General features: G+C 59.0%; 19 protein-coding genes and 1 pseudogene. 12 read left to right on the forward strand and 8 right to left on the reverse strand.

All coding sequences use genetic code 11. From position 1 onward, the window contains the following. Positions 1-22: 22 nt before the first annotated feature. Both PSH64_RS12745 and PSH64_RS12750 read right to left on the reverse strand, forming a co-directional pair. Complete coding sequence (locus tag PSH64_RS12745; protein WP_105341989.1) at positions 23-1,024, reverse strand: FecR family protein; 1,002 nt, start codon at positions 1,022-1,024, stop codon at positions 23-25. A 131-nt stretch (positions 1,025-1,155) separates the two neighbouring features. Continuing rightward, complete coding sequence (locus PSH64_RS12750) at positions 1,156-6,018, reverse strand: dermonecrotic toxin domain-containing protein (RefSeq protein WP_305480851.1); 4,863 nt, start codon at positions 6,016-6,018, stop codon at positions 1,156-1,158. A gap of 229 nt (positions 6,019-6,247) precedes the next feature. Between PSH64_RS12750 and PSH64_RS12755 the strand changes: the two genes are divergently transcribed. Continuing rightward, positions 6,248-7,288, forward strand: coding sequence for an Ldh family oxidoreductase (locus PSH64_RS12755; protein ID WP_305480852.1), 1,041 nt, complete (start codon positions 6,248-6,250; stop codon positions 7,286-7,288). A 133-nt stretch (positions 7,289-7,421) separates the two neighbouring features. Here PSH64_RS12755 and PSH64_RS12760 read toward each other — a convergent pair whose 3' ends face one another. After that, positions 7,422-7,739, reverse strand: coding sequence for a YqjD family protein (locus PSH64_RS12760; protein ID WP_019649979.1), 318 nt, complete (start codon positions 7,737-7,739; stop codon positions 7,422-7,424). A 166-nt stretch (positions 7,740-7,905) separates the two neighbouring features. Between PSH64_RS12760 and PSH64_RS12765 the strand changes: the two genes are divergently transcribed. Next, the gene (locus tag PSH64_RS12765; protein ID WP_007983592.1) at positions 7,906-8,157 is read left to right on the forward strand and encodes a hypothetical protein; all 252 of its coding nucleotides are present in this window, start codon (positions 7,906-7,908) and stop codon (positions 8,155-8,157) included. Here the strand turns inward: PSH64_RS12765 and PSH64_RS12770 are convergent. Next, positions 8,150-9,070, reverse strand: coding sequence for a LysR family transcriptional regulator (locus PSH64_RS12770; RefSeq protein WP_305480854.1), 921 nt, complete (start codon positions 9,068-9,070; stop codon positions 8,150-8,152). The two genes, PSH64_RS12765 and PSH64_RS12770, sit on opposite strands and share 8 nt — an antisense overlap. Positions 9,071-9,155: 85 nt before the next feature. Between PSH64_RS12770 and PSH64_RS12775 the strand changes: the two genes are divergently transcribed. Both PSH64_RS12775 and PSH64_RS12780 read left to right on the forward strand, forming a co-directional pair. Continuing rightward, positions 9,156-10,079 carry a carbon-nitrogen hydrolase family protein gene (locus PSH64_RS12775; RefSeq protein WP_305480855.1) on the forward strand — a complete coding sequence of 308 codons (924 nt, stop codon included), beginning with the start codon at positions 9,156-9,158 and terminating at the stop codon, positions 10,077-10,079. A gap of 67 nt (positions 10,080-10,146) precedes the next feature. Next, on the forward strand, positions 10,147-11,709 hold the full coding sequence (locus PSH64_RS12780; protein ID WP_105341978.1) for an alkaline phosphatase D family protein: 1,563 nt from the start codon (positions 10,147-10,149) through the stop codon (positions 11,707-11,709). 235 nt (positions 11,710-11,944) lie between these two features. On the opposite strand, the gene PSH64_RS12785 is transcribed toward PSH64_RS12780, so the two are convergent. Together PSH64_RS12785 and PSH64_RS12790 are read right to left on the reverse strand one after the other, a co-directional pair. Next, on the reverse strand, positions 11,945-12,418 hold the full coding sequence (locus PSH64_RS12785) for an LEA type 2 family protein (RefSeq protein WP_105341976.1): 474 nt from the start codon (positions 12,416-12,418) through the stop codon (positions 11,945-11,947). A gap of 55 nt (positions 12,419-12,473) precedes the next feature. After that, positions 12,474-12,794 (reverse strand): annotated as a pseudogene (locus PSH64_RS12790) (xanthine permease XanP); the annotation flags it as partial. Positions 12,795-12,904: 110 nt separating this feature from the next. On the opposite strand from PSH64_RS12790, the gene PSH64_RS12795 reads away from it, so the two are divergent. The 5 genes from PSH64_RS12795 to PSH64_RS12815 all read left to right on the forward strand — a co-directional run bounded on the left by PSH64_RS12795 (position 12,905) and on the right by PSH64_RS12815 (position 16,524). Beyond that, positions 12,905-13,621, forward strand: a complete 717-nt coding sequence (locus tag PSH64_RS12795; protein ID WP_105341974.1) for a YafY family protein — start codon at positions 12,905-12,907, stop codon at positions 13,619-13,621. Positions 13,622-13,673: 52 nt separating this feature from the next. Then, positions 13,674-14,015 carry a nuclear transport factor 2 family protein gene (locus PSH64_RS12800; RefSeq protein WP_105341972.1) on the forward strand — a complete coding sequence of 114 codons (342 nt, stop codon included), beginning with the start codon at positions 13,674-13,676 and terminating at the stop codon, positions 14,013-14,015. Between the two features lie 180 nt (positions 14,016-14,195). Further along, positions 14,196-15,314, forward strand: a complete 1,119-nt coding sequence (gene zapE / locus PSH64_RS12805) for a cell division protein ZapE (RefSeq protein WP_305480856.1) — start codon at positions 14,196-14,198, stop codon at positions 15,312-15,314. A gap of 18 nt (positions 15,315-15,332) precedes the next feature. Beyond that, positions 15,333-15,914 (forward strand): DinB family protein, encoded by a 582-nt coding sequence (locus PSH64_RS12810; RefSeq protein ID WP_105341968.1) that lies wholly within the window; start codon positions 15,333-15,335, stop codon positions 15,912-15,914. A 118-nt stretch (positions 15,915-16,032) separates the two neighbouring features. Beyond that, positions 16,033-16,524, forward strand: coding sequence for a GNAT family N-acetyltransferase (locus tag PSH64_RS12815; RefSeq protein WP_105341966.1), 492 nt, complete (start codon positions 16,033-16,035; stop codon positions 16,522-16,524). A 123-nt stretch (positions 16,525-16,647) separates the two neighbouring features. On the opposite strand, the gene PSH64_RS12820 is transcribed toward PSH64_RS12815, so the two are convergent. Together PSH64_RS12820 and PSH64_RS12825 are read right to left on the reverse strand one after the other, a co-directional pair. Beyond that, positions 16,648-18,393: a phosphoethanolamine transferase CptA gene (locus PSH64_RS12820; RefSeq protein ID WP_305480857.1), complete on the reverse strand. Its 1,746-nt coding sequence runs from the start codon at positions 18,391-18,393 to the stop codon at positions 16,648-16,650. Between the two features lie 193 nt (positions 18,394-18,586). Beyond that, positions 18,587-18,769, reverse strand: a complete 183-nt coding sequence (locus tag PSH64_RS12825; protein WP_105341962.1) for a DUF6026 family protein — start codon at positions 18,767-18,769, stop codon at positions 18,587-18,589. Between the two features lie 272 nt (positions 18,770-19,041). On the opposite strand from PSH64_RS12825, the gene gnd reads away from it, so the two are divergent. The 3 genes from gnd to PSH64_RS12840 are packed head-to-tail and all read left to right on the forward strand — an operon-like array spanning position 19,042 to position 22,360. Continuing rightward, complete coding sequence (gene gnd, locus PSH64_RS12830; RefSeq protein WP_105341960.1) at positions 19,042-20,022, forward strand: phosphogluconate dehydrogenase (NAD(+)-dependent, decarboxylating); 981 nt, start codon at positions 19,042-19,044, stop codon at positions 20,020-20,022. Beyond that, entirely contained in the window at positions 20,019-21,542 is a 1,524-nt protein-coding gene (gene zwf, locus PSH64_RS12835) for a glucose-6-phosphate dehydrogenase (RefSeq protein ID WP_105341957.1), read from the forward strand. Before gnd ends, zwf begins: the two co-directional genes overlap by 4 nt. After that, positions 21,539-22,360: an HAD family hydrolase gene (locus PSH64_RS12840; protein ID WP_305480858.1), complete on the forward strand. Its 822-nt coding sequence runs from the start codon at positions 21,539-21,541 to the stop codon at positions 22,358-22,360. The genes zwf and PSH64_RS12840 overlap by 4 nt, the downstream gene beginning before the upstream one ends. Positions 22,361-22,393 lie beyond the last annotated feature (33 nt).

Here is a 22,393-nt window from a genome sequence, read left to right on the forward strand (position 1 = left end):
CCCCCCGCAAAGGTCGCGGCCTTCAGCTTTTTGGGGCTTGTTGCGGCATCGAATTGAGAACTGGATTGCCGTCCTTGTTGCGGGTCAGGTAGACCGGCAGCACCTTGGGCAGCGAAGCCACCAGGTTGTCGAGCTCTTTGATGCTGTAGATGCCGCCGAGGCGGATCGAGCCGGCGCTGTGGTCCGCGAGCATCACCGGCTTGTTCAGATAACGATTGATCAAGGGCAGGGCGTCGGTCAGCGCCAGATCATCGAGCACCAGTTTGCCGCTGCGCCAGGCCAGCGATTGGTCGTTGGCGTAGGTCTGGCTGATTTGAGGCGTGAAGTCGCCGTGTCTGTAACGAGCCTGCATGGCGGGTTCGAGACGTAAACCTTCGCCGGGCAGGGCATCATTGCTGCTCACCAGCACGGAGCCCTCGATCAGGTTCACGCGTACCTGGTCTTCATACATCCAGACGTTGAATTGGGTTCCGGTGACGCGGATTCTGCCGTCGGCCGCCTTGACGATGAAGGGGTGTTGCATGTCGTGGCTGACCCTGAAGAAGGCCTCGCCTTTTTTCAGCGTGACCCGACGCTGATCCTTGTAATTGCTGAAAGTCAGTTCACTGCCCAGGTTCAGCTCAACCTGGCTGCCGTCGCTCAGCGTGACCTGACGAACATTATCGGTCGCCTCGAAATGCTGGTAGGCATTGGGCAGCCATCCAAGGTTCCATCCGGTATATGCCGCCAGCGGCAGCGCCAGGGCGCAGACCGCGGCGGCGATGCCGAAAGCGCGCCAGGGGGTTGTCGGTTTGACCCGAACAACCGGCGCAGCGGATTCGGGACGAGGCAAATCCCCCGCCACATCCCAGATCTCCAGCATGGCTTCGTACTCGAAGGCATGCAGAGGATGAGCATCACGCCATTGCTCGAACGCCAGGCGTTCTTCGGCCGTGCAATCGATGGCGTGCAGGCGCATGCACCAGTGTGCAGCGGCATCGGTGATGGCGTCGTATTGGGCTTGCGAGAGAGAGTGGTCGGTCATTGACTCTTCCTGATTTCCTGCATTCTAACCTTGAGGGGAAGTCGGCGAGAACAACCGTCATGGCATTTCCCCGTCCAAGTCGAAGTTATTTTCAGGGCACTGACATTGCGCCAGTGCCTGCTGACCGCGTTTCAGGGGGTGTCGACGTGAAGTTGACGTCCCAAATGAGAGATCAGCCAAGCGACAGAGTCAGCATTGGCCAGCTGGACAGCCAGTCTTGTCGTCGCATCCTTTTTGAAATGCGTGCGTGCTTCGGCCAGGTTTTTTTTGCCGGTCAAGCTCAAAATCCGGTCACGTGTACGGTTGGTTTCCTCGTAGAAGGTTTGACCAAAATCTTCCCATACATTTGTATCGTCATTCAAAACGGCGAACAGTTCGGATAAGGGGGTATGGATTGAAAGTGCTTCCTTCTGAAGCTGTGTCAGCGCCTTGCTCAAATGGTTGCCACGAGTCGTAGTGGTATCAATCAGGTCGACAAACGGTCTGCTTGCATCCATATAAGCAATATCCTCCGTGTCACAAATCACATGCGACAGCTCGTGGATCAACGTCGTTGCGCGGGCGTGGGCACGGATCGGGAACGCGGCATCGGTCATGTAATTACGGTAGTGATCCATGTAAGGCATAAAATATTTCTCTGCCAGGTAGATTTTTTTCTGCTGATCGGTGGGGATCGTGAAGGCAAACATATGGTCCCGGTTTCCGGGGTGAGCTCTCCCGGTGACGAAGCGTTCCGACTGCTCGTTCCTGAGGGTCGGATCCAACAAGGCACCGAGGATGTCCTCTACGACCTTCTGGATCATCGTCACATGCTCGGGCGATATCTCCGCCACATCAAGAAACCTCCTGACGAGCTGATGAACCGGTGTCTTTGTGTTGCCTGTTTTTTTCAACAGTTGCAAGTTACGAAAACCGTTCCACGCATAGGTGGTTGCGTGGTCAAGGCCTTCATCGATCAGCCGTGCCCGCACAGGGAAGAGCCGGCGTATTTCGGCCATTCCACTGGCTTCGACGTTCATCCCCCCACGGACGGCGTTCCACGTTTTCAACCTCTTGATCAAGCTGTACTGCCGAACCAGCTCGTCCGGCTCCCGCACCCACTGTTTGGAAGCGTTCCGAGCAACATGGGGGCCGCTTCCGTCCAGACCGCTGATGCGCCAGCGCAGGCCACGTTTTTCGAGTTGATAGACCTTCCCTTCAACCGCACCGTATTTTTTCTGTGTGGTCGGGTGCGTGTAGAGCCCAAGGGCGGTGTCCCGGGTCATTGAGCCAAGGTCGGCATCAACGTGCTCGTGGTTCTGCAAGCCGGTGCGTGCGGGATCGGTAGTGGCGATGTCCTGCCATTTAAGGCTGGCACTGGTTGCGGAGGAAGAAGGCTCGCTGGCCGCTGCAGAGGGCTCTGCCTGGCCTTCCATTGACTGGCGCAACATCGCCAGTTGCGTGATGCCGCTGATAAAGGATGTGATCGCCGGGCCCCATTTGTGTTGTTGAAGCTCCTCCGCAGACTGCTTGACCTCACGATAGCTGCGCCACACGACAATCGGGTAGGCCAGTTTGCCCATCAGGAACGTATAGGCCTGTTCCAGATCGTCGCCCAATACACGTTTTACGGTTTCCCACTCGCCTTGAGCGTCTTTGTTGGACTGGGTGCCCAACAGTCGTGCGAGGAGTTTGAAATTTTCGTTGAACAGGTGCCTGAACAGATGGCCCTTGATGGGCTTGAAGGCCAGGCTGATCTTGCCGGACGCGTTCGTACCCGTCACATGGGTGTCGTAATGTGTGCGGCCAGTATCTGACAGACTGTTGCGCACCCAACTTTGTAATGGACCTTGTGACTTGAGCTCGGTCAGCAACAGCTTTTCGTTTTCATATTCCTTCACGCCATGCTCAGGGCTATAGGGCGCGATCAGCACCTCGGGTCCCGGGGTGTTCTGTTTGGGGCCGATCAAATACATTCCCGGGACTTTGATCGACTGGTCTTTACCGAAGAGAAGCTCAAGTGGACGGATTATCGCATTTGTACCGCTGACGGCCTCGCGGGCGATTGCATCGGGCATGTCCATGACTTGCCGAACAAGGTCGAACCCGGTTTCGCTCAGGCGTTCCTGCAGTTTTAGCGAATGCGCGTAGTGCAGCAGTTGCCAGGGCAATTGGGCGGCGAACAGCTGTCTGGAGGATTTCGCAGCGGTGCCGGTTTCGGCAAGCGCCGCCTCCACAAATTTTTTGTGGAACTGACCGACATTCAGTTTTCGTATCAGGTTTTTGATGTAAGGCTTGTCCATTTTGGCAGGGATGGCGGCAGAGGTGAGTGACTTCAACTTGAAGTCGGCACTGTCCAGTTCATCAAAGTGAGTCAATGCAAAAGCCGACAACGTTAACGTCTTTACCGTGGACATCAGGCGCGAGGCAACCTGCACCTGGACGTTGTCCGGATCAATGGCCAATTGATCGACCTTGAGTAACTCTTTCAACTCGAACTGTGCCGTGCGTTCAAGAGAGCGCACGCCGCTCAGGTAATCCTTATCGTCCCGGGCATTGTTCAGGTATTGCTGAAGCAGTTCTGCATGCAGTCTCTGATCCTGTATGGACGCTTTGGCCAACCATGCCGGAAGCTTTTGTTGCGTCGTCAGAGAGCGCGCGAGGTCTGTTGCCCGACGCAGTCCTGTCATCGGTTTATGCAATGCCACCAGGCTCAGTAGATTCTTCAGGACCGGTTCGGTCAGTGGGGAGGCCAATGCGCGTTCGACGGACAGTTGATCCAGCCGAACAAATGGTTTTTGTACGTGATCCAGAAAATTCTCATGTATCAGCTGTAATGGCGCGAGGGTAAAGGTGCGCCCTGATGTTCGCTGGCTTCTTTGGAGATTCTCCAGAATCGCCGGGCGATCGTCCTCGCTCTGCAAACGTTTATTGAACGCTGTCAGCAGCGGTGTGAGGGCGGAAAAGGCTTCGAATCCCGAGGCGGGGGTCCATAAAATCGCCTTGCCGGAGTGGGTCGGGTCCAGGCCGCCGCGTTCGGTGAGTACAAAACAACTGGCGAGATCGAGCAAGTCACCGGAGTCGCCGGCCTTGAGCGCAAGGGAAAAGACATCCGGCAGAAACCCGTTCAGAGCTGCGCGTTGCAGCCGGACCGGCGTCTCTAGCACCGTCTTGATCATCGCCAGTTCCGTCGTCCCAAGCGCGCGGATGACACCCAGCAGCTTGTACTCGCTACGCAATGCGGTAGTCAGGGTATGCACAAACTTGGGTTGCAGTTGCTCAAGGGACGAACGGGTGAGGGTTTGTGCCGCCGCTAACGTTTTAACCGAAATGGACGGGTGTTTATCAAGCTGTTGCTCGAGTGCCTGCTTGACGGTGGAGAGGCTTTCCAGTTGTTCTTTTGCCGATTCAGCACGCACGGTGGCCGGTCGGGCACTCCATCGCTGATCGGCCCGGGTGCTCCAGCGGCCGTTTGCGTCGCCGGTCAACAGGCGATTGTCGATCAAGCCGCGTACATCCAGCGCATTGTCGAGCAACGCATGTACATTGAGCGTGCCCTCGCTTTCCCGGTACCGGCTCAGGGCGTAGGTCAGGTTCTGCCATTGCTTGGCCCGGACATCTTCAATGAGTCGCTCAAACACCTGGCCGCTAATCGGTTCTGCAATGATCAGGCGCTCCTGTGGCTCAAGCGACAGGAAGGTGCCGCGTTCCTCGAGGGACATGAAATTAAGCAGATTGTCCTCGTGACCCTCGCTTTTGAGCATGGTCAGTATCGTGTCTTTTATCGCTGCAAGATCGGTACTGGCCTGGATGCCTGAGGAGTGGGTGTACAGGTAGCCCAAGGTGTCCGAGTTACCGCACATAAAGGTGGAAGCGAGCTCCACGTAATGTTTGTAGAGGGCGCTGACACGTACGGTCTCGACCCGTAACGGCAGGGCTGGCGCAGGCGCGGCGCCGCTGACGCTCATCAACTCCAGATATTCAGTGGTGTTCAAAATACCTTGCTGACGTTTTCGCAGCAGATCCACATGATAGGCATCCCGCATGCCCTCGGCGAAAAAGTCGGAACGGGACTGCCCGCTGCTCATGGGAGAATTCCAGAAGGTCTCGAGCAGACTTTGCAGATGGGGCGTGAAGCTTTGCGCGATCTCTTTTACCTCGAGTTCCCAGGCCTGGTTATCAGCGTCGCTGCTCACACCGTGGCCGGGGTTGGAGAAGGTCCTGATGTCGCCATCCGGCCATTGATTGGTCAGGTAGAAGTGCAGCAGGGCATCGCTCAAAGACAGCGAAGAAAGCTTGCGCCGGTTTTCCGGGTTGTCGGTATTGGAGGAGGGAGACGCGCTGTCGATAAAACTATCCAGTTGCGTATGGCGCTGGTCCAGTTTGGGAAAATGCTTGGCCAGGGCGATGTTGAGCAGCTCGTCCAACATCGATTGCAGCGACGGAATTTTCACCAGTTCTGCCAGCATCGTCTGGATGTTTTGCGTCTGGTTGCGATCAAGGATCTGCTCCTGGTCCTGAAACCCCGCCCCCTCGATTTTTTGCGTCGCCACTGTCAAACCCGTGGCGGCCAATGCAGTCGCCCGCTGTTCGATGGAGAGATAACGCAACAGCGCCTGCTTGCCGTCGTCCTGGCTCAGCAGTTCCTCGAGTTTCTCGATGAGGTCGGTCATGTCCGCGTATTTGACGAGACCTTTCCACGGTGTGTAGAGGATGACTTCGCCGTTGGCCTTGTGTTCGTTTTTGACGTCGTCTTCGACTTTGGGGTGACTCATGCAAAACGCACCGGCCAATGGAATGTCGGTCCCATCGGGCATCTTCAACATCAACCGATCTATTTGCATCGGAGTCTTTTGAGCTGCGCGAATCTCGTGGGTGGCGAGATAAACACCACCCTTCAACCATTTCAAATCGTCAAGAGTGAGATGCAGCGCTTTCTCGCGCTCGCCGAGTCGCCTGGCACTGGATGCACGTTCTGCTTCGTCGAAAAAATACGGCAGTGGTGGAGCAGTCATGAGTTTTCCTCGATGGGCTGCGATCGATGGCGATCGCAGGTCGTTGGGTCGAGGGAAAACAGTAGGACCAATGGAAAGTCCGGGTGCGGTACATATTGCTTGAGCTGATCCTTTGTCGCAGGCTTGACAGGACGCCGGTAAAACAGCGCTTAATCGACGACTTTTTTCGGTTGCCCTGCAACCTCGCTTGACCTGTTGCCCACACCCAATAATAAAACCGGAGCTTCAGATGACCGCATCGCCTGAAATGGCCGTCAACTCGAACACCCAAACCCTCGATTTCGACGCGCTCGTTCAATTGCTCGAACAGATTTTCCTGCGCCATGGCACCTCGGCCGATGTCGCCAGAACGCTTGCCCTCAACTGCGCCGGCGCCGAGCGCGACGGGGCGCACAGTCACGGTGTTTTCCGCATTCCCGGTTATGTGTCGACGCTGCGCAGCGGCTGGGTCAATGGTCAGGCCGTGCCGGTGGTCGAGGATGTTGCCTCGGGTTTTGTCCGGGTGGACGCCGGCAATGGATTTGCCCAACCGGCCCTCGCGGCGGCGCGGCCCTTGCTGGTGGAAAAAGCCCGCAGTGCCGGCATTGCGGTGTTGGCCATCCGCAATTCCCATCACTTCGCAGCCTTGTGGCCGGATGTCGAGCCGTTTGCCGATGAAGGGCTGGTGGCACTGAGCGTGGTCAACAGCATGACCTGCGTGGTGCCGCACGGCGCCGATCGTCCGCTGTTCGGGACCAATCCGATTGCCTTCGCCGCGCCCAGGGCCGACGGTGCACCGATTGTTTTTGATCTTGCCACCAGTGCCATTGCCCATGGCGATGTGCAGATCGCGGCCCGCAAGGGTGAACGCTTGCCACCGGGCATGGGGGTGGACAGCCTCGGCCAGCCGACCCAGGACCCGAAAGCGATTCTTGAAGGCGGCGCCTTGTTGCCGTTTGGCGGGCACAAGGGCTCGGCGCTGTCGATGATGGTGGAGTTGTTGGCGGCGGCGTTGACCGGCGGCAATTTCTCTTTCGAGTTCGACTGGTCGAACCATCCGGGGGCCAAAACCCCCTGGACCGGTCAACTGCTGATCGTGATTGACCCAAGCAAAGCGGCGGGGCAGAACTTTGCCGAACGCAGTCAGGAACTGGTCCGGCAGATGCACAGTGTCGGGCTCAAGCGTTTACCGGGGGATCGGCGTCACCAGCAGCGTGCCAAAGCCAATGTCGAAGGCATTGCGCTCGATGCTCAGACCCTGGCGGAACTGCGGGAACTGGCGGGGCTCTGAGCTCAAACGCAATCCCTGATGTGGGGGCGGGCTTGCTCGCGAAGGCGGCGGTACAGTCAACATTGATGTCAGCTGACACATCGCTTTCGCGAGCAAGCCCGCCCCCACAGATTCCGTACTGACGTTCAATGACTTAACGTCGACCCAACAACAGACCGACCACCAGGCCGAAACCGGCGGAGATCGCCACGGTTTGCCATGGATGACCGCCGATGTAGGTTTCGGTGGCGTCGACCGCGGGTCTGGTCCGCTCACGAACACTGGTTACCGAGTCCCGGGCCTGCTGGAGTTTCTGGGCGATTTGTCCACGAAGGGTGTCCGCTTCCTCACCGACCAGTGAAGCACTGCTCTTGAGCAGTTTTTCAGACTCTTCGATCAGGGACTGAAGTTCGCTGAAGACCTGATCCTTGATTTGATCTTCGGCGACTTGATCGATGATTTTGCGCGCCATTGGAGTACTCCTTGCAGGTGAATGGACAGTGAACAATGGAGTCTGCCGCCGTGGCAAAAGTTGCAGCCATTTTGCGCGGTGGCTCACCCCTGAAGAAAAATCCAGAGCCGGACATTTCTTCCTACAGTGTAAGATGTCGCCTATTTTACGCAGCAGGTAACTCCCCATGAGCTTCAATCTGGCCGACAAACCCCTTGCCGAGCGCGCCGCGCTTGAAGATGAAAAATCCCGTCTGTTCGAACTCTGGCAAAACAACCTGGGCAAAGCCAAGGGCGAAGCCGCACGGTTGTTCGGTGAGCGCGCCAAGCGCAAAGGCAAATGGGCCGAGTGGGTACGCGCCGAACTCGACGGCATGTCGCCGCCGGAATTCGCGAACATGGTACGCAGTGAAGTCAATCGGCTGATGGCCGCTAAATAAACGCCCCGGAAAAGATCGCGGCAATCGCTTCGCGCACTTTCAACACCACCGGATCGAGCTGAGCACTGGTGCGCCAGCCCAGCTCGATCGGGTAGCGCGGCAGTGCCAGAGGGCAGGGCAGCAACGCCAATCCGCACAGTGCCGCAATACTTTGCGCCGCATGAGCCGGAATGGTCGCCACCGCCTGACTGCCCTTGAGCAGATGTGGCAACGCGGCAAAGTGGGTAGTCGACGCGCATACCCGCCGACTCAATCCCAACGCGGCGAGGCCTTCATCGGTAATCCCGATAAAACCGCCCGAGGACACCAGAATGTGTTCGCGGGTGACGAATTCCTCAAGGCTGAGACTCTGTTGTCCCTCGGCCAGGCTGAGGGGATCCACCAGGCATAGATAACCCCCTTCACCCAGCACCTGACGGCTGAGCAAACGCTCGGCAAACCCGCCTGCCGTGATCGCCAGATCGATGCTGCGTTCCATCAAGGCCCGGGCGACGATCTGGCTATGGGTCTGGCGAAAGATCAGCCGCAGCTTCGGCGCACGGTGAGCGATTTCCTCGATCAATCGTCGCCCGTAGGCGATTTCGAAATCATCCGACAAGCCCACCGTGACCGAGCGTCCGTCGTAGTGATGGGCCGCAGGATCGACCATGGCCAGGCTCTGCCGGCATTTGCTCAGTGCATCACTGACCACCGGTTTCAACTGGTCGGCCTTGAGCGTCGGCGCCAGACCTCGGCCGGTGCGCACGAACAACTGATCACCATACACCTCGCGCAACCGACGCAACGCCGCGCTGACCGCCGATTGCGTCACGCCAAGACGCAGGGCGGCGCGGCTGGCGCTGGATTCCTCATGCAAGGCTTCGAAGACTTTGAGCAAGTTGAGATCGACGGTGGCGATATTCATATGGTTCATATCATTCAGCAGTGAGTCGGGCTTTATTCATGATCCGGTGGCGCCGGAGAATGAGCAACACTTCATTAACGACGGAGCCACCGCGATGCCCAAGTCCATTGTCGCTGCCCTGCAAATCGGCGCCTTGCCCGGCGGCAAGGCCGATACTCTCGATCAAATTCTTTCCTGGGAAACCGCCATTATCGAATCCGGCGCGAAGTTGGTGGTCATGCCCGAGGCGTTGCTCGGTGGCTATCCCAAGGGTGAAGGCTTCGGCACGCAACTCGGTTACCGGCTGCCGGAAGGTCGAGAAGCCTTTGCCCGGTATTTCGCCAACGCCATCGACGTGCCCGGCGCCGAGACTGACGCCTTGGCCGGATTGTCCTCGCGCACCGGCGCCAATCTGGTGATCGGTGTGATCGAACGCGCCGGCAGCACCTTGTACTGCACCGCGTTGTATTTCGATCCGCAGGCCGGGCTGGTGGGCAAGCACCGCAAACTGATGCCCACCGGCACCGAGCGACTGATCTGGGGCAAGGGCGACGGCTCGACCTTGCCGGTGCTCGACAGCCAGGTCGGGCGAATCGGCGCGGTGGTGTGCTGGGAAAACATGATGCCGTTGCTGCGCACCGCGATGTACGCCAAGGGCGTGGAGGTCTGGTGCGCGCCGACCGTGGATGAGCGGGAAATGTGGCAGGTCAGCATGCGCCACATCGCCCATGAAGGACGCTGCTTTGTGGTCAGTGCCTGTCAGGTTCAGGACTCGCCACAAGCCTTGGGCCTGACCATCGCCAATTGGCCGGCGGAGCGTCCGTTGATTGCCGGCGGTAGTGTGATTGTCGGGCCAATGGGCGACATTCTTGCCGGGCCGCTGCGTGGTGAGGCTGGTTTGCTGACTGCGGAAATCGACACCGATGATCTGATCCGCGCCCGTTATGACTACGACGTGGTCGGGCACTATGCGCGCCCGGACGTGTTTGAGTTGACCGTGGATGAGCGAGCCAGACCGGGCGTGCGGTTCAACGCATAATCAGTCGGGGGGTGTGATTGTCGTCTAGTCTCCAGGCGTTCACACCCCGTCAACGGATGGACTCGCCATGAGTTTGTTACTAGGCCCGATACTGCAGTTTCGTGGCATCAATAATAATGTCTACAACGTGTCTGCCCTGGTGGTTTCACCTTTGGGCGAGCCATCACCCACGGTAAAAGTGCCCAAGGGTGTGACTGCCGACACACCCTTGGCCATCGCCGATATCCCGCTGCTCAACCCTAATTCCCGGGTCTGGCGCATCGATTTCAAGGCGGCGCAGGATCAGGCCGTTGCCACCAGTTACACGGTTACCGTAGACGGTGCGCAGGCCAACTTCGTCGTTCCGGCCAAGGGCCAGTCGCCGCGCATTGCGTATGTGTCGTGCAACGGTTTCTCCGACCCCAAGGAGATGGAGAAGGTAGACCGGAACAACGAGCGTTGGGAGCACATGTGGGGCGCCCACCAGGGCGAGCCCTATCATCTGCTGTTGATGGGCGGCGATCAGGTTTACAGCGATGACATGCGTAGCAGTGTGCCGTCGATGAAAGCATGGTTCGCCAAACCCTTCGCCGACCGGCAAAAGGCCGCTTACAGCAAGGTGATCGAAGCCGATCTGGACAAGTTTTTCACCCGGCTCTACCTGGAATGCTGGAAACAGCCCGAGATTGCCAGGGTGTTCGGCGCCATTCCAACGGTAATGATGTGGGATGACCATGACATCATCGATGGCTGGGGTTCCTACGATGAGATATTGCATTCCAGCCCAGTGTTCCAGGGGCTGTTTGCCACGGCCAAACGTTATTTCAGGATTTTCCAGCAGCAACTGATCCAGACGCATCCTCACCTCAAACCGTCCGCTGATACCCATCCCTGCGCGATTCCCGGAACCGCCGACGGCTTTCACCTGGGCTTCACCGGTCTGGGCGAGTTGGCCTTGCTGGTTCCCGATCTACGCAGCGAGCGTGCACCGGACTTGACCATCCCGCAGGCCCAACAAACCCGGGTCATTTCCCCGGTCAGTTGGGATGCGATTTATGCCTGGCTGGACAAGGTCCCGGCGCACAAGCACCTGTTGCTGATGTCGAGTATTCCGGTGGGCTACCTTGATTTGCAGGCGGCCGAAAAGGCGCTGGACGTAATGGTGGGGCAACAGGAGCTCGAGGACGATTTACGCGACCACTGGCGAAGCCTGCCGCACCGCAGTGAACGCAAGCGCTTGATCATGCGGCTGCTGGATTTCGCCAAAGCCCAATCATGCAAGGTCACGCTGGTGTCTGGCGACGTTCATGTGGCCGGGGTCTGCGTGATCGAGTCGAAGCTGCCCCGGCATGGCAGCGACGGCGCGGGGAAAATCTACCAATTGATTTCCACCGGCGTCGTGCATCCTGCGCCGCCAGTGTTGGCGGTGCACTTTCTGGAGTCCATCGGTGCGAATCAGGAACAGATCGATTACGCCATCACCGGAACCATGCTGCCCGTCAGCGCAAGGGGCCGTTACCTGATCGCCGCTCGAAACTGGCTGGCGATCGAGCCGGATGAAGGCAGCAACGGTAAAACCCGGCTGTGGGCCAACTGGCACGTAGAAGGTCTGAAGCATAGTGTGACGCAGGTGATCGACCCCGTTACCTAGCGTTCTGCGGTTCACTTAAGCGATTTCAGCCGCGACGCATTCCTTGTAGCAGCTGCCGAGCTCGCGAGGCTGCGTTCGGCTGCGAAGCAGTCGTCAAATAAGACAATGCGGTGCATCAGATACACCACGGCAGCCGGACTCACGACTGCTTCGCAGCCGAACGCAGCCTCGCAGGCTCGACAGCTGCTACAGATCGCATTACGGCGTAAGTGAACAGAATTACGTTACTAGTGCGTTACCAGGTGCCGGAGATCGAGCCCGGCAGGCTGAGCTTGCCGCTGTCGACAAAACGCATGGTGCCGAACGCCCCTCCGGCCAGTTTGCCGCGCAGTACGTACGGCAGATTGTCCAGTGTCTGCGTCTGACTCAGCCCGAGGGTCTGACGCAGCATCGAAAAGGCCGAAACGCTCACCGGCACCACGATCACTGCTTCGGAGAAGCGCGGGATCGAGCCCGACTGATCGCTGACGCCGGAAGCTAGCGGCTGGCCATTAACCTCCAGGTCCAGCGCCACGCCGTTGTAGGCGATCGCCGTTTCATTAGGGTTTTGCACGCGCAGTTTTACCGCGAAACGCACCTCCAGCTCCTGGCTTTGCAGCGGCTCGATACCCACCACATTGATGTGCAGCGGGTCGCGACTGGGGAACAGGGCGCAGCCGCTCAGGGAGAGCAATAGCAGGGATAGGGACAGGGCTAACAGTCTGCGCATGGACATATTCTCGTAAAGAAAAAGGCCGAACCGCTCGCGGCTCGGCCCTTGAGCATTACGGACGGTTCATCTGTGCGACAGCCACAGGCGATGCGGGTTCACCCTTGGCCGCAACATCCGGGTTCTGCATCACTTGAAGCACCGAGGCTTCCGGGCCGAACTCGTCTTCTTCCAGCTCGATGAATTCTTCGGGCAGGAAGATATTAAGCACGATAGCGCACAACGCACCGACAGTGATCGGCGATTCGAAGATGTTGTGCAGCGCCTTCGGCAGCTCGCGCAAGGCTTCTGGCACCGCCGCGACGCCCAGGCCCATGCCGAGGGAAATCGCCACGATCAGCATGTTGCGCCGATGCAGGCCGGCCTCGGCGAGCAAGCTCCCTCGCCACAGAGTGGGAAATTTTCAAAGTCGGCCATCCCTCCTGCCATTTTCTGACAGCAGCCTCTGCTAAGCTCCGGCAACTTCCAGAAAGGAGTCTGCCGACCGTGTCCCGAACCACCCGTTTACTGACCTTGTTACAAGTGCTGCGGGGCAAAAGTCGTCCGGTGACTGCCGCGACATTGGCCAGCGAGCTGGAGATTTCCGAGCGCACGCTGTACCGCGACATCGCTGAACTCACTGCACTCGGCGCGCCGATCTTTGGCGAGGCGGGGATCGGCTATGTGTTGCGCAGCGGTCTGTTTCTGCCGCCCTTGATGCTCAATGCCGATGAGACCGAAGCCATCGTGCTCGGTTTGCGCTACGTGGACCAGCGCGGTGATGAGGTGTTGAGCAAAGCCGCGGCCGATGCCCTGGCAAAAATCGCCGCGGTGCTTGACCCCACGGCTCAGGACGCCTTGCGCAATCCGACGGTGTTGCCGGGCCCACCGGGTTATGGCTATCCGCAAAATGCCGTGCCTTTGAATGTGTTTCGCCAGGCCATTCGCAACCAGACCAAGCTGCATATCGATTATGCGGACGCCAACCAGGTGCCCAGCCAGCGGTTGATCTGGCCCCTGGCCCTGGGGTTTCTCAATGAGGTGCGGATCATCGTCGCCTGGTGTGAGTTGCGCAGTGCTTATCGCACGTTCCGCACCGACCGGATCTCGGCCGCCAGTGAACAGGGTGAACGCTATCCGGGGCGGCGTAGCGACCTGTTGCGCACCTGGCGCAAACAGATGCAACTGGACGAAGCAGGGCGTTTCACTCCTGACAAGAACTGACAATGGCTTGATTTAGCATGGCTCCAGAATCAACTCACAAGGAGCCGTAAACATGTCCAGTCCCGCCTCTTCACTGGCCCCCGCCATCGCCGCCTACATTGACGCCGCCAATGCCCGTGACACCTCCAGGGTCGCCAGTTTTTTCGCTGAGGATGCCAACGTGTTCGATGAGGGGCAGCATCAGGTCGGCACGCAAGCCATCGCCCAATGGATGCAAGACACCGCACAACGTTACCAGCCCCGGGTCGAGGTGCTCGACGTTCAACTGCGCACCGGCAAAGTGCTGGTGCACAACCTGATCTCCGGTACCTTTCCCGGCAGCCCGCTGGAACTGCGCTATATGTTCCGCCTCAATGAGCAAGGCAAGATCGCCCGGCTGGACATCTCGCTGTAACCCGGCAGCTGCCGAAAACGGAACCTGTGGGAGCGGGCTTGCCCGCGAAAGCGGTGTGTCAACCAACATGCATGGTGACTGACACGGCCTCATCGTGGGCAAGCCCGCTCCCACAGGGATTGTGCTTGACCTGCTGGTATCAGGCTTCACCAGCCGTCACAGAGACGTATACTGCCGCGCATGAATGTCGACTCTCCCTTAAGCGCCTGGCAACACGCCATCGAACAGAAGGGCTTCGTCCAGGACGAGGCCCAGGAACACGCCGTGTGGGCGCTGCAAAAGTGCCACGAAGCCTTGCATGAAGGCCGCGCGTCCATCAGCGGCGTGTACCTCTGGGGCCCGGTCGGGCGGGGCAAGACCTGGTTGATGGATCAGTTCTATCAAAACCTGCGCGTCCCGGCTCGGCGGCAGCACTTTCACCATTTCATGGGCTGGGTGCATCAGCGTTCCTTCCAATTGACCGGCACCGCCGACCCGCTGAAGGCCCTGGCCCGCGAGCTGAGCCAGGAAGTGCGGGTACTGTGTTTCGATGAACTGTTCGTCAACGACATTGGTGACGCGATCATTCTCGGGCGTTTATTTCAGGTGATGTTCGAGCAGGGCGTGGTGGTGGTCTGCACCTCCAATCAGCCGCCGGACCAGTTGTACGCCGATGGCTTCAACCGTGACCGCTTCGTGCCGGCGATTACCGCGATCAAGCAGCACATGCAGGTCATTGCGGTGGACGGTGGGGAAGATCATCGTCTGCACCCTGGCGCCGCTCTGCAACGTTACTGGGTGAACGTTCCGGGTCAGCCCGGTGCCCTAGGCGACGTGTTCAAGGCCTTGACCGTCGGCCAGTCGCTGTCAAGCGATCCGGTGAAGATCGGCTACCGTTCGGTCAATGTCATACAGGCCAGTCAAACCGTGCTCTGGTGCCGGTACTCCGAACTCTGCGAACAACCTTTTGCCGCGATGGACTTCATGGCCCTGTGCGACACCTTCAGCGCTATTCTGTTGAGCGACGTGCCCAATCTCAGTGCGCGGAAACGTGAAGGGCGCATCGCTCGCGGCACTGAAGACGGTGTCGAACGGGTGGTGGCGGGGGATCGCGAGTTGCCGCAGTTGTCGATGCATGACGACGGCGTACGACGGTTTATCGCCCTGGTGGACGAATGCTATGACCGCAAGGTGCCGCTGTACCTCGAAGCGCAGGTGCCGATGGAGGCGTTGTACACCGAGGGTTATCTGCAATTCCCGTTTCGCCGCACCCTCAGCCGCTTGCAGGAGATGCAGCTAAAACGTTTTGCCGAGGCTTGATGCCCGGGGGATGTGAACATGAATCAGCCCTTGTCCCACCATTTGCTGACCATGGCCTATCAGAATGCCTGGGCCAATCACCGATTGGCCAAGGCCTGGCTTCAGCTGAGCCCGGCCGAGCTGGTGGCGCCGCGAGTCAGTTTTTTCCCCAGCCTGCGCGCGACCCTCAACCACATTCTGACGTGCGACTGGTTCTATGTGGACGCCCTGGAGCGGGAGTTGCGCGGTGAAGCGCCGCATCCTGATTGCTACGTGTTTTTCAACGAAGACGAGCCGATCACCAACGGCGCCGACCTCAAGCGCGAGCAAGCCCTGGTCGATCGTCGACTGATCGCCTACTGCGAGCAATTGCGTGACACAGAGCTCGGGCGAATCGTGACCATCGCGCGCGACACCCCGCAACATGACAGCCGCCTACGCCTGCTGTCCCATCTGTTCGAGCACCAGATTCATCATCGCGGGCAGATTCACGCGATGCTCAGCGGCACGTCGGTCAAGCCGCCGCAACTGGACGAGTTTTTCTGTGCCGGCGAGTCGCAATTGAGGGCCGAGGATTTTGCTGAGCTGGGATGGACCGAGGCCCTGATCTGGGGCGATTGAAAGAGAGCGATCACAACAGGATCCAGTTGTCGGCACCCCGGCGCTCGCGATAAGGTCGCTGGACCTTTCAGTGCGCAAGAGGCGAGCTGGGGCAACTTCAGTGTGATTGAGGGTGGAAATGGAATCCGCAGAAATTCTTGTGCTTCAGGCCAGTTACACCAACCCGGTGCATGCCGAGGCGATTTGTCTTCTATTGAATCACTACGCCGAAGACCCGATGGGCAGCGGTCAGCCGTTGCCCGTCAATGTATTGCAGCAATTGCCGGGGGAATTGGCCAAACGGCCCCATGCCTTCAGCGTACTGGCATTTGTCGGCGGCGAGCCGGCGGGATTGGTCAATTGCTTCGAAGGCTTTTCGACCTTTGCCTGTCGGCCATTGGTCAACGTGCACGATGTGGTCGTGGTGTCGAAGTTTCGCGGGTTGGGGTTGAGCCAGAGGATGCTGCACAAAGTCGAGGACATCGCACGTCAGCGCGGCTGCTGCAAAATCACCCTGGAAGTACTGGAAGGCAACCCGGTGGCCCAGGCGTCTTATGGAAAGTTCGGTTTTTCGCCGGGTATGTTCGACCCCGCACACGGCCGGATGCTGTTCTGGACCAAAGCGCTCTAAGTCGTAATCCGCAATCTCTGTGGGGGCGGGCTTGCTCGCGAAAGCGGTATGTCAGGCAACATCAATGTTGACTGTGCCGACGCCTTCGCGGGCAAGCCCGCTCCCACAGGTTCCGCGCCAAAACTACTGCTGAACGACCGCCGGAGTGACAGGCGCACCCTTGGGTTTCATCAGGCTGAAGTCGATCAATGGCCGCTGCTCACGCTCGTAAGGATTGCCGATCATCAGTGGCCGAGGCTTGAAGCTGTCGCTGACCAGGCTTTTGCTGTGGTCCAGCTCATCGAAATTCAGGCCGGCCAGATCCGCCCAGGTGTGAATCAGCTGAGAACTGCTGTACGGCCGTCCGAGGTCGGCGGCAAAACTCCAGTCATGGGTTTCGCGCCATTTCGGCGAAGCCCAGGCCATGAACGGAATGGTGTACATCGGCGCGGTCGGCTTGTTCTCGTTGCGGCCCAGGGTGTTGTGGCCAGCGGAGTCGAAGACGTCTTCGCCATGGTCGGAGAGGTACAGCAGGAAGCCGTTCGGATCGGTCTTGGCGTAGTCCTTGATCAGGCTCGACACCACGAAGTCGTTGTACAGCACTGCGTTGTCATAGCTGTTGTACGTCGGCAACTGATCGTCGCGCACGCCGTCCGGCACACCTTTGCGATCGGTGAACTTGTTGAAGGTCGGCGGGTAACGGTACTGGTAGCTCATGTGCGTACCGAGCAAATGCACGACGATCAGCTTGCGTGGCGCTGCATCGGCCAACGCCTTGTTGAACGGCTCGATCACATCGCCATCGTACTGGGCGGCGTTCTGGTTGCGGTTGTTGTTCAGGTACACCTGCTCGTCGGTCTGCTCGGAGAAAGTCGTGAGCATGGTGTTGCGCTTGGTCATGGTCTGCTGGTTGGTGATCCAGAAGGTCTTGTAGCCCGCCTGCTTCATCATGCTGACCAATGACGGCGTCGTCAGGTAGAGGTCCGGATTTTCTTCGTCGGCGAACGTCAGCACCTGCTGCAACGCTTCGATGGTGTAGGGACGTGGCGTGATGACGTTATCGAACACCGCCAGTTGGTCCTTGAGCTTGTCCAGTTCCGGGGTGGTTTCCCGCGGGTAGCCGTACAGGCTCATGCGCTGACGGTTGGTGGATTCGCCGATCACCAGCACCAGGGTCGCGGGCTGATTGGCCATCGAATCGGTGAAGTTCTTGAGCGGTGGGATCTTGCTGGTGCTGTCGAGCATGCCTTGCATGTTGGCAAGGGTATCGAGGTAGCGGTGATAGGCCACGGCCATCTGCCACGGCACCGCGGGCTCGATACGGGTTTCGAATTTCTCGAAGCCGCCGGCCAGGCTGCCGGTGTGCGCGGTCTGCTTGATCAATGGGTAGCCGACCACGGCCAGCAGAATCGCTGTCGCTGCAATCAGCGCTTGAGCGCGTGGCAGGTACACCGGGCGCAAGCGGGTCCAAAGGAAATACGCGAACGCGGTGTGGGCGAGGAACGCCAGCACCATCCACCAGGCAAAATATTGCGTCATGTACTCGCCGGCCTCAGACACGTTCGATTCGAACATGATGAAGATGACGCTCTGGGAAAACTCCTGCTGATAGATGAAGAAATACCCCAGGCTGGCCATCGAACAAGCCCACAGCACCACGCCGATCAGCGCGGCCATCATACGAGTTTGTCTGGGGAACAACAGCATCGGCGCGAGCCAGATGGCGCTCATCACAAAAGCCTGGCGGAACCCGGTAAAACCGGAGGTGCCCGTCAGTTGAATCAGAAGTTGGGTGATACCGGAGAAATACCAGAAGAACAGAAATAACCAGAGAAATCCTGCCCAATCAAAACCATTCGCAGACGTATTGCTGCGTTTACGCAAAGCCATTCAACACTCCAGCCTGATGATCGGCCGTCGGCACTCTCCTTGTCACAGACGAACGGATGCCGCACGCAAATCGAGCGGCCATAATGCGCCGGATTATCGCCAGGCAAATGTGAAAAATTTGTGAGTTGTCGCGGCGGACAGGATCGCAGCGAGTCAGAAACAGCAGTGGCTGTTTCCGACTCAAGAGAGGAGGTCAGGCGTGGGGAGCACGTTGGGTGACGGGTAAGGGCTGAACCTGATTGCCTTGGGTCAGCATGCGCAACTGCGCGACTTCCCGCTTCAACTGATCACGCTCGTCTTTCAACTGACGCAGTTCATCGCGGCGGATCGTGACGTAAAGGGTTTGTGCTGGCAGTGCAGTGTGTACGGTGCCCATTGCTCACCTCGCAAATGGCTGTCTCAACTGTAAGTCGGCTCCCGAAATCGGGTGCTCACTTACTATCGGCGCCAATTTTGATTTCTTTTGCCCCTGAAGGGAACTTTTTTATTTTTCATGGTCGTTGTGTCTTCGGCACGATTCCCGGCGTTATCAATCTGGATCGGGCACAATGCCCGGAAACTTCATCCCGCCGCTCTGGACTAACCTTCACTAGTCGCGTTGGGCTATAACCTTTGACACACTTTATTTGTAGTAGGGAGCATCAGTACATGCAACTCGGGATTATTGGACTGGGCCGCATGGGCGGTAATATTGCACGGCGCCTGATGCTCAACGGGCACACCACCGTTGTTTACGACCGCAATACCGCCTTTGTCGACACCCTGGTTGAAGAAGGCGCCACCGGGGTGGCCGACTTGCCAGCCCTGGTCGCTGGCCTGGCCAAGCCTCGCGCGGTATGGGTGATGTTGCCCGCCGGCGCGCCGACCGAAGACACCATCGACACCTTGAGCACCTTGCTTGAAGCGGGCGATACCATCATCGACGGCGGCAACACTTTTTATAAAGATGACATCCGCCGGGCCAAAACCCTGTCGGAAAAAGGCTTGCACTATATCGACGTCGGCACCTCCGGCGGCGTCTGGGGCCTGGAGCGTGGCTACTGCATGATGATCGGCGGCGATGCCGAGACGGTTAAGCGTCTTGACCCGTTGTTCGAGTCTCTGGCCCCGGGCCTGGGCGACATCCCGCGCACCAAGGATCGCCGTTCCGATGACGATCGCGCCGAGCGCGGTTATATCCACGCGGGCCCCGCCGGTGCCGGGCACTTCGTCAAGATGATCCATAACGGTATCGAGTACGGAATGATGCAGGCCTTCGCCGAAGGCTTCGACATCCTCAAGACCAAGGCCAGCACCCACCTGCCGGAAGATCAGCGTTTCGACCTCAACGTGGCGGACATCGCTGAAGTCTGGCGTCGTGGCAGCGTGGTCTCGTCCTGGCTGCTCGACCTGACCGCCGATGCGCTGGCGTCCGATCCGAAACTCGACGGCTACTCGGGTGAAGTGGCCGACAGCGGTGAAGGGCGCTGGACCATCGAAGCCGCCATGGAACAAGCGGTGCCGGTACCGGTGCTGTCGAACTCGCTGTTCTCTCGCTACCGTTCGCGCGGGCAAGGCAACTTTGGCGACAAAATTCTCTCGGCCCAGCGCTTCGGTTTCGGCGGTCATGTGGAGACTGCGAAAAAATGACCCACGTGATCCGCAGGAAATCCAAGGCAGAACCCGCACCGCCCACCACGCTGTTTCTGTTCGGTGCCCATGGTGATCTGGTCAAGCGCCTGCTGATGCCGGCGCTGTACAACCTGAGTCGCGATGGTTTGCTGGGGAATGGACTGCGGATCGTTGGCGTTGATCACAACGCCATCAGTGACGAAGCCTTTGCCAAAAAACTCGAAGATTTCATTCGGGCGGAAGTGGCGGCCAAGGTCGGCAAGGGCGATCAAGCCCTTGATCCGGCGTTGTGGGCCAAATTGGCCAAACACATCAGCTACGTCCAGGGCGATTTCCTGGATGAACGCACCTATGACGCCCTGGCGGCGAAAATCGACGCCAGCGGCACCGGTAACGCCATCTTCTACCTGGCCACCGCCCCGCGCTTTTTCAGCGAAGTGGTGCGGCGTCTCGGTGCTGCCGGATTGTTGCAAGAAGCCCCTGAAGCGTTCAGAAGGGTGGTGATCGAAAAACCTTTCGGTTCCGACCTGTACACCGCCGAAGCCTTGAACGCCTGCTTGCTCAAGGTGATGACGGAAAAGCAGATATTCCGCATCGATCACTATCTGGGCAAGGAAACCGTGCAGAACATCCTGGTCAGCCGGTTCTCCAACAGCCTGTTCGAAGCCTTCTGGAACAACCATTACATCGACCACGTACAAATCACCGCCGCTGAAACCGTCGGCGTGGAAACCCGTGGCAGTTTTTATGAGGTCACCGGCGCCCTGCGGGACATGGTGCCTAATCACCTGTTCCAATTATTGGCGATGGTGGCCATGGAACCACCGGCCGCTTTCGGCGCCGACGCGGTACGCGGCGAGAAGGCCAAAGTCATCGGCGCGATTCGCCCCTGGTCGACCGAGGAAGCGCGAGCCAACTCGGTGCGGGGCCAATACACCGCCGGCGAGATCGATGGCCATTCACTGCGCGGTTATCGTGAGGAAGCCAACGTAGCGCCCGACAGCACCACTGAAACCTATGTCGCGCTCAAAGTGATGATCGACAACTGGCGCTGGGTCGGCGTGCCGTTTTACCTGCGTACCGGCAAGCGCATGAGCGTGCGCGATACCGAGATCGTCATTTGCTTCAAACCGGCGCCGTACGCGCAGTTCCGCGATACCGAAGTCGAAGAGTTGCAGCCGACCTATCTGCGGATCCAGATCCAGCCCAACGAAGGCATGTGGTTCGACCTGCTGGCCAAACGGCCGGGACCGGCGTTGAACATGGCCAATATCGAACTGGGTTTTGCCTACAGGGATTTCTTTGAAATGCAGCCGTCCACCGGCTACGAAACCTTGATCTACGATTGCCTGACCGGCGATCAGACGCTGTTCCAGCGTGCCGACAACATCGAGAACGGCTGGCGCGCCGTGCAGCCGTTCCTCGACGCCTGGGAGCAGGACGCGACGGTGCAGGACTATGCGGCCGGTGAAGACGGGCCACAGGCCGCTGACGAGCTGCTGGCCCGCGATGGTCGCGTATGGCATAGCGTCGGATGAGTGACGTCACGCGACAACCCATCCGTTTTCTGCTCAGCGACATGGACGGCACGTTGTTGCTGCCCGATCACAGCCTCAGTCAGCGCACGATCGAGGCGGTCTGTGCCTTGCGTGAAGCCGGTGTGCTGTTCAGTCTGGCCACCGGGCGTCCGCCCAAAGCCATGTTGCAGCAGATCGAAGCCCTGGGCGTCGATCTGCCGACGGCGGCGTTCAATGGCGGCACCATCGTCAACCCTGACGGCAGTTTGCTGGTTGCGCATTATTTGCCGGCAACGGCGGCGCTGAAAGCTTTGGCGCTATTTGCCGATCAGCCGGACATTGAAGTATGGGTGTTCAGTGGTGGCGACTGGCTGTTGAAGGACCCGTATGGCCCGATGGTCCCGCGAGAGCAACATGGCCTGGGTTATCCGCCGGTGGTGGTCGAGACTTTCGAGCCTTGCCTGGCGCGTATCGACAAGATCGTCGCTGCCAGCAATAACACCGAACTGTTGATCGAGCTGGAAGCGCGGTTGCTGTCCATGGTCGAAGGGCAGGCGCAGGTTTCGCGCTCGCAGCCGGTCTATCTGGACGTGACCGCGATGCAGGCAAACAAGGGCGCAGCGCTGGCGACGCTGGCCGGGTTTCTCGGGGTGTCGCTGGATCAGACCGCCGCCATGGGCGACGGCGGCAATGACCCGGCGATGTTTCATCAGGCCGGGTTGTCGATCGCCATGGGGCAGGCGGAAGAGGCCGTGAAGCGCCAGGCTGACGTGGTGACCGGGGCCAATACCGAAGACGGCGCGGCCCAGGCGATCGAGCGATACATCCTGCCTCGATAAACACGCAAAACCAATGTGGGAGCGGGCTTGCTC

Source organism: Pseudomonas sp. FP1742 (genome assembly GCF_030687145.1).
GTDB classification, from domain to species: domain Bacteria; phylum Pseudomonadota; class Gammaproteobacteria; order Pseudomonadales; family Pseudomonadaceae; genus Aquipseudomonas; species Aquipseudomonas frederiksbergensis_D.

Bases quoted from the DNA above. Each gene is read 5' to 3' on its own strand.
- PSH64_RS12745 (WP_105341989.1), bottom strand. From the start codon at position 1,024: ATGACCGACCACTCTCTCTCGCAAGCCCAATACGACGCCATCACCGAT.
- PSH64_RS12750 (WP_305480851.1), bottom strand. From the start codon at position 6,018: ATGACTGCTCCACCACTGCCGTATTTTTTCGACGAAGCAGAACGTGCA.
- PSH64_RS12755 (WP_305480852.1), top strand. From the start codon at position 6,248: ATGACCGCATCGCCTGAAATGGCCGTCAACTCGAACACCCAAACCCTC.
- PSH64_RS12760 (WP_019649979.1), bottom strand. From the start codon at position 7,739: ATGGCGCGCAAAATCATCGATCAAGTCGCCGAAGATCAAATCAAGGAT.
- PSH64_RS12765 (WP_007983592.1), top strand. From the start codon at position 7,906: ATGAGCTTCAATCTGGCCGACAAACCCCTTGCCGAGCGCGCCGCGCTT.
- PSH64_RS12770 (WP_305480854.1), bottom strand. From the start codon at position 9,070: ATGAACCATATGAATATCGCCACCGTCGATCTCAACTTGCTCAAAGTC.
- PSH64_RS12775 (WP_305480855.1), top strand. From the start codon at position 9,156: ATGCCCAAGTCCATTGTCGCTGCCCTGCAAATCGGCGCCTTGCCCGGC.
- PSH64_RS12780 (WP_105341978.1), top strand. From the start codon at position 10,147: ATGAGTTTGTTACTAGGCCCGATACTGCAGTTTCGTGGCATCAATAAT.
- PSH64_RS12785 (WP_105341976.1), bottom strand. From the start codon at position 12,418: ATGCGCAGACTGTTAGCCCTGTCCCTATCCCTGCTATTGCTCTCCCTG.
- PSH64_RS12800 (WP_105341972.1), top strand. From the start codon at position 13,674: ATGTCCAGTCCCGCCTCTTCACTGGCCCCCGCCATCGCCGCCTACATT.
- zapE (WP_305480856.1), top strand. From the start codon at position 14,196: ATGAATGTCGACTCTCCCTTAAGCGCCTGGCAACACGCCATCGAACAG.
- PSH64_RS12810 (WP_105341968.1), top strand. From the start codon at position 15,333: ATGAATCAGCCCTTGTCCCACCATTTGCTGACCATGGCCTATCAGAAT.
- PSH64_RS12815 (WP_105341966.1), top strand. From the start codon at position 16,033: ATGGAATCCGCAGAAATTCTTGTGCTTCAGGCCAGTTACACCAACCCG.
- PSH64_RS12820 (WP_305480857.1), bottom strand. From the start codon at position 18,393: ATGGCTTTGCGTAAACGCAGCAATACGTCTGCGAATGGTTTTGATTGG.
- PSH64_RS12825 (WP_105341962.1), bottom strand. From the start codon at position 18,769: ATGGGCACCGTACACACTGCACTGCCAGCACAAACCCTTTACGTCACG.
- gnd (WP_105341960.1), top strand. From the start codon at position 19,042: ATGCAACTCGGGATTATTGGACTGGGCCGCATGGGCGGTAATATTGCA.
- zwf (WP_105341957.1), top strand. From the start codon at position 20,019: ATGACCCACGTGATCCGCAGGAAATCCAAGGCAGAACCCGCACCGCCC.
- PSH64_RS12840 (WP_305480858.1), top strand. From the start codon at position 21,539: ATGAGTGACGTCACGCGACAACCCATCCGTTTTCTGCTCAGCGACATG.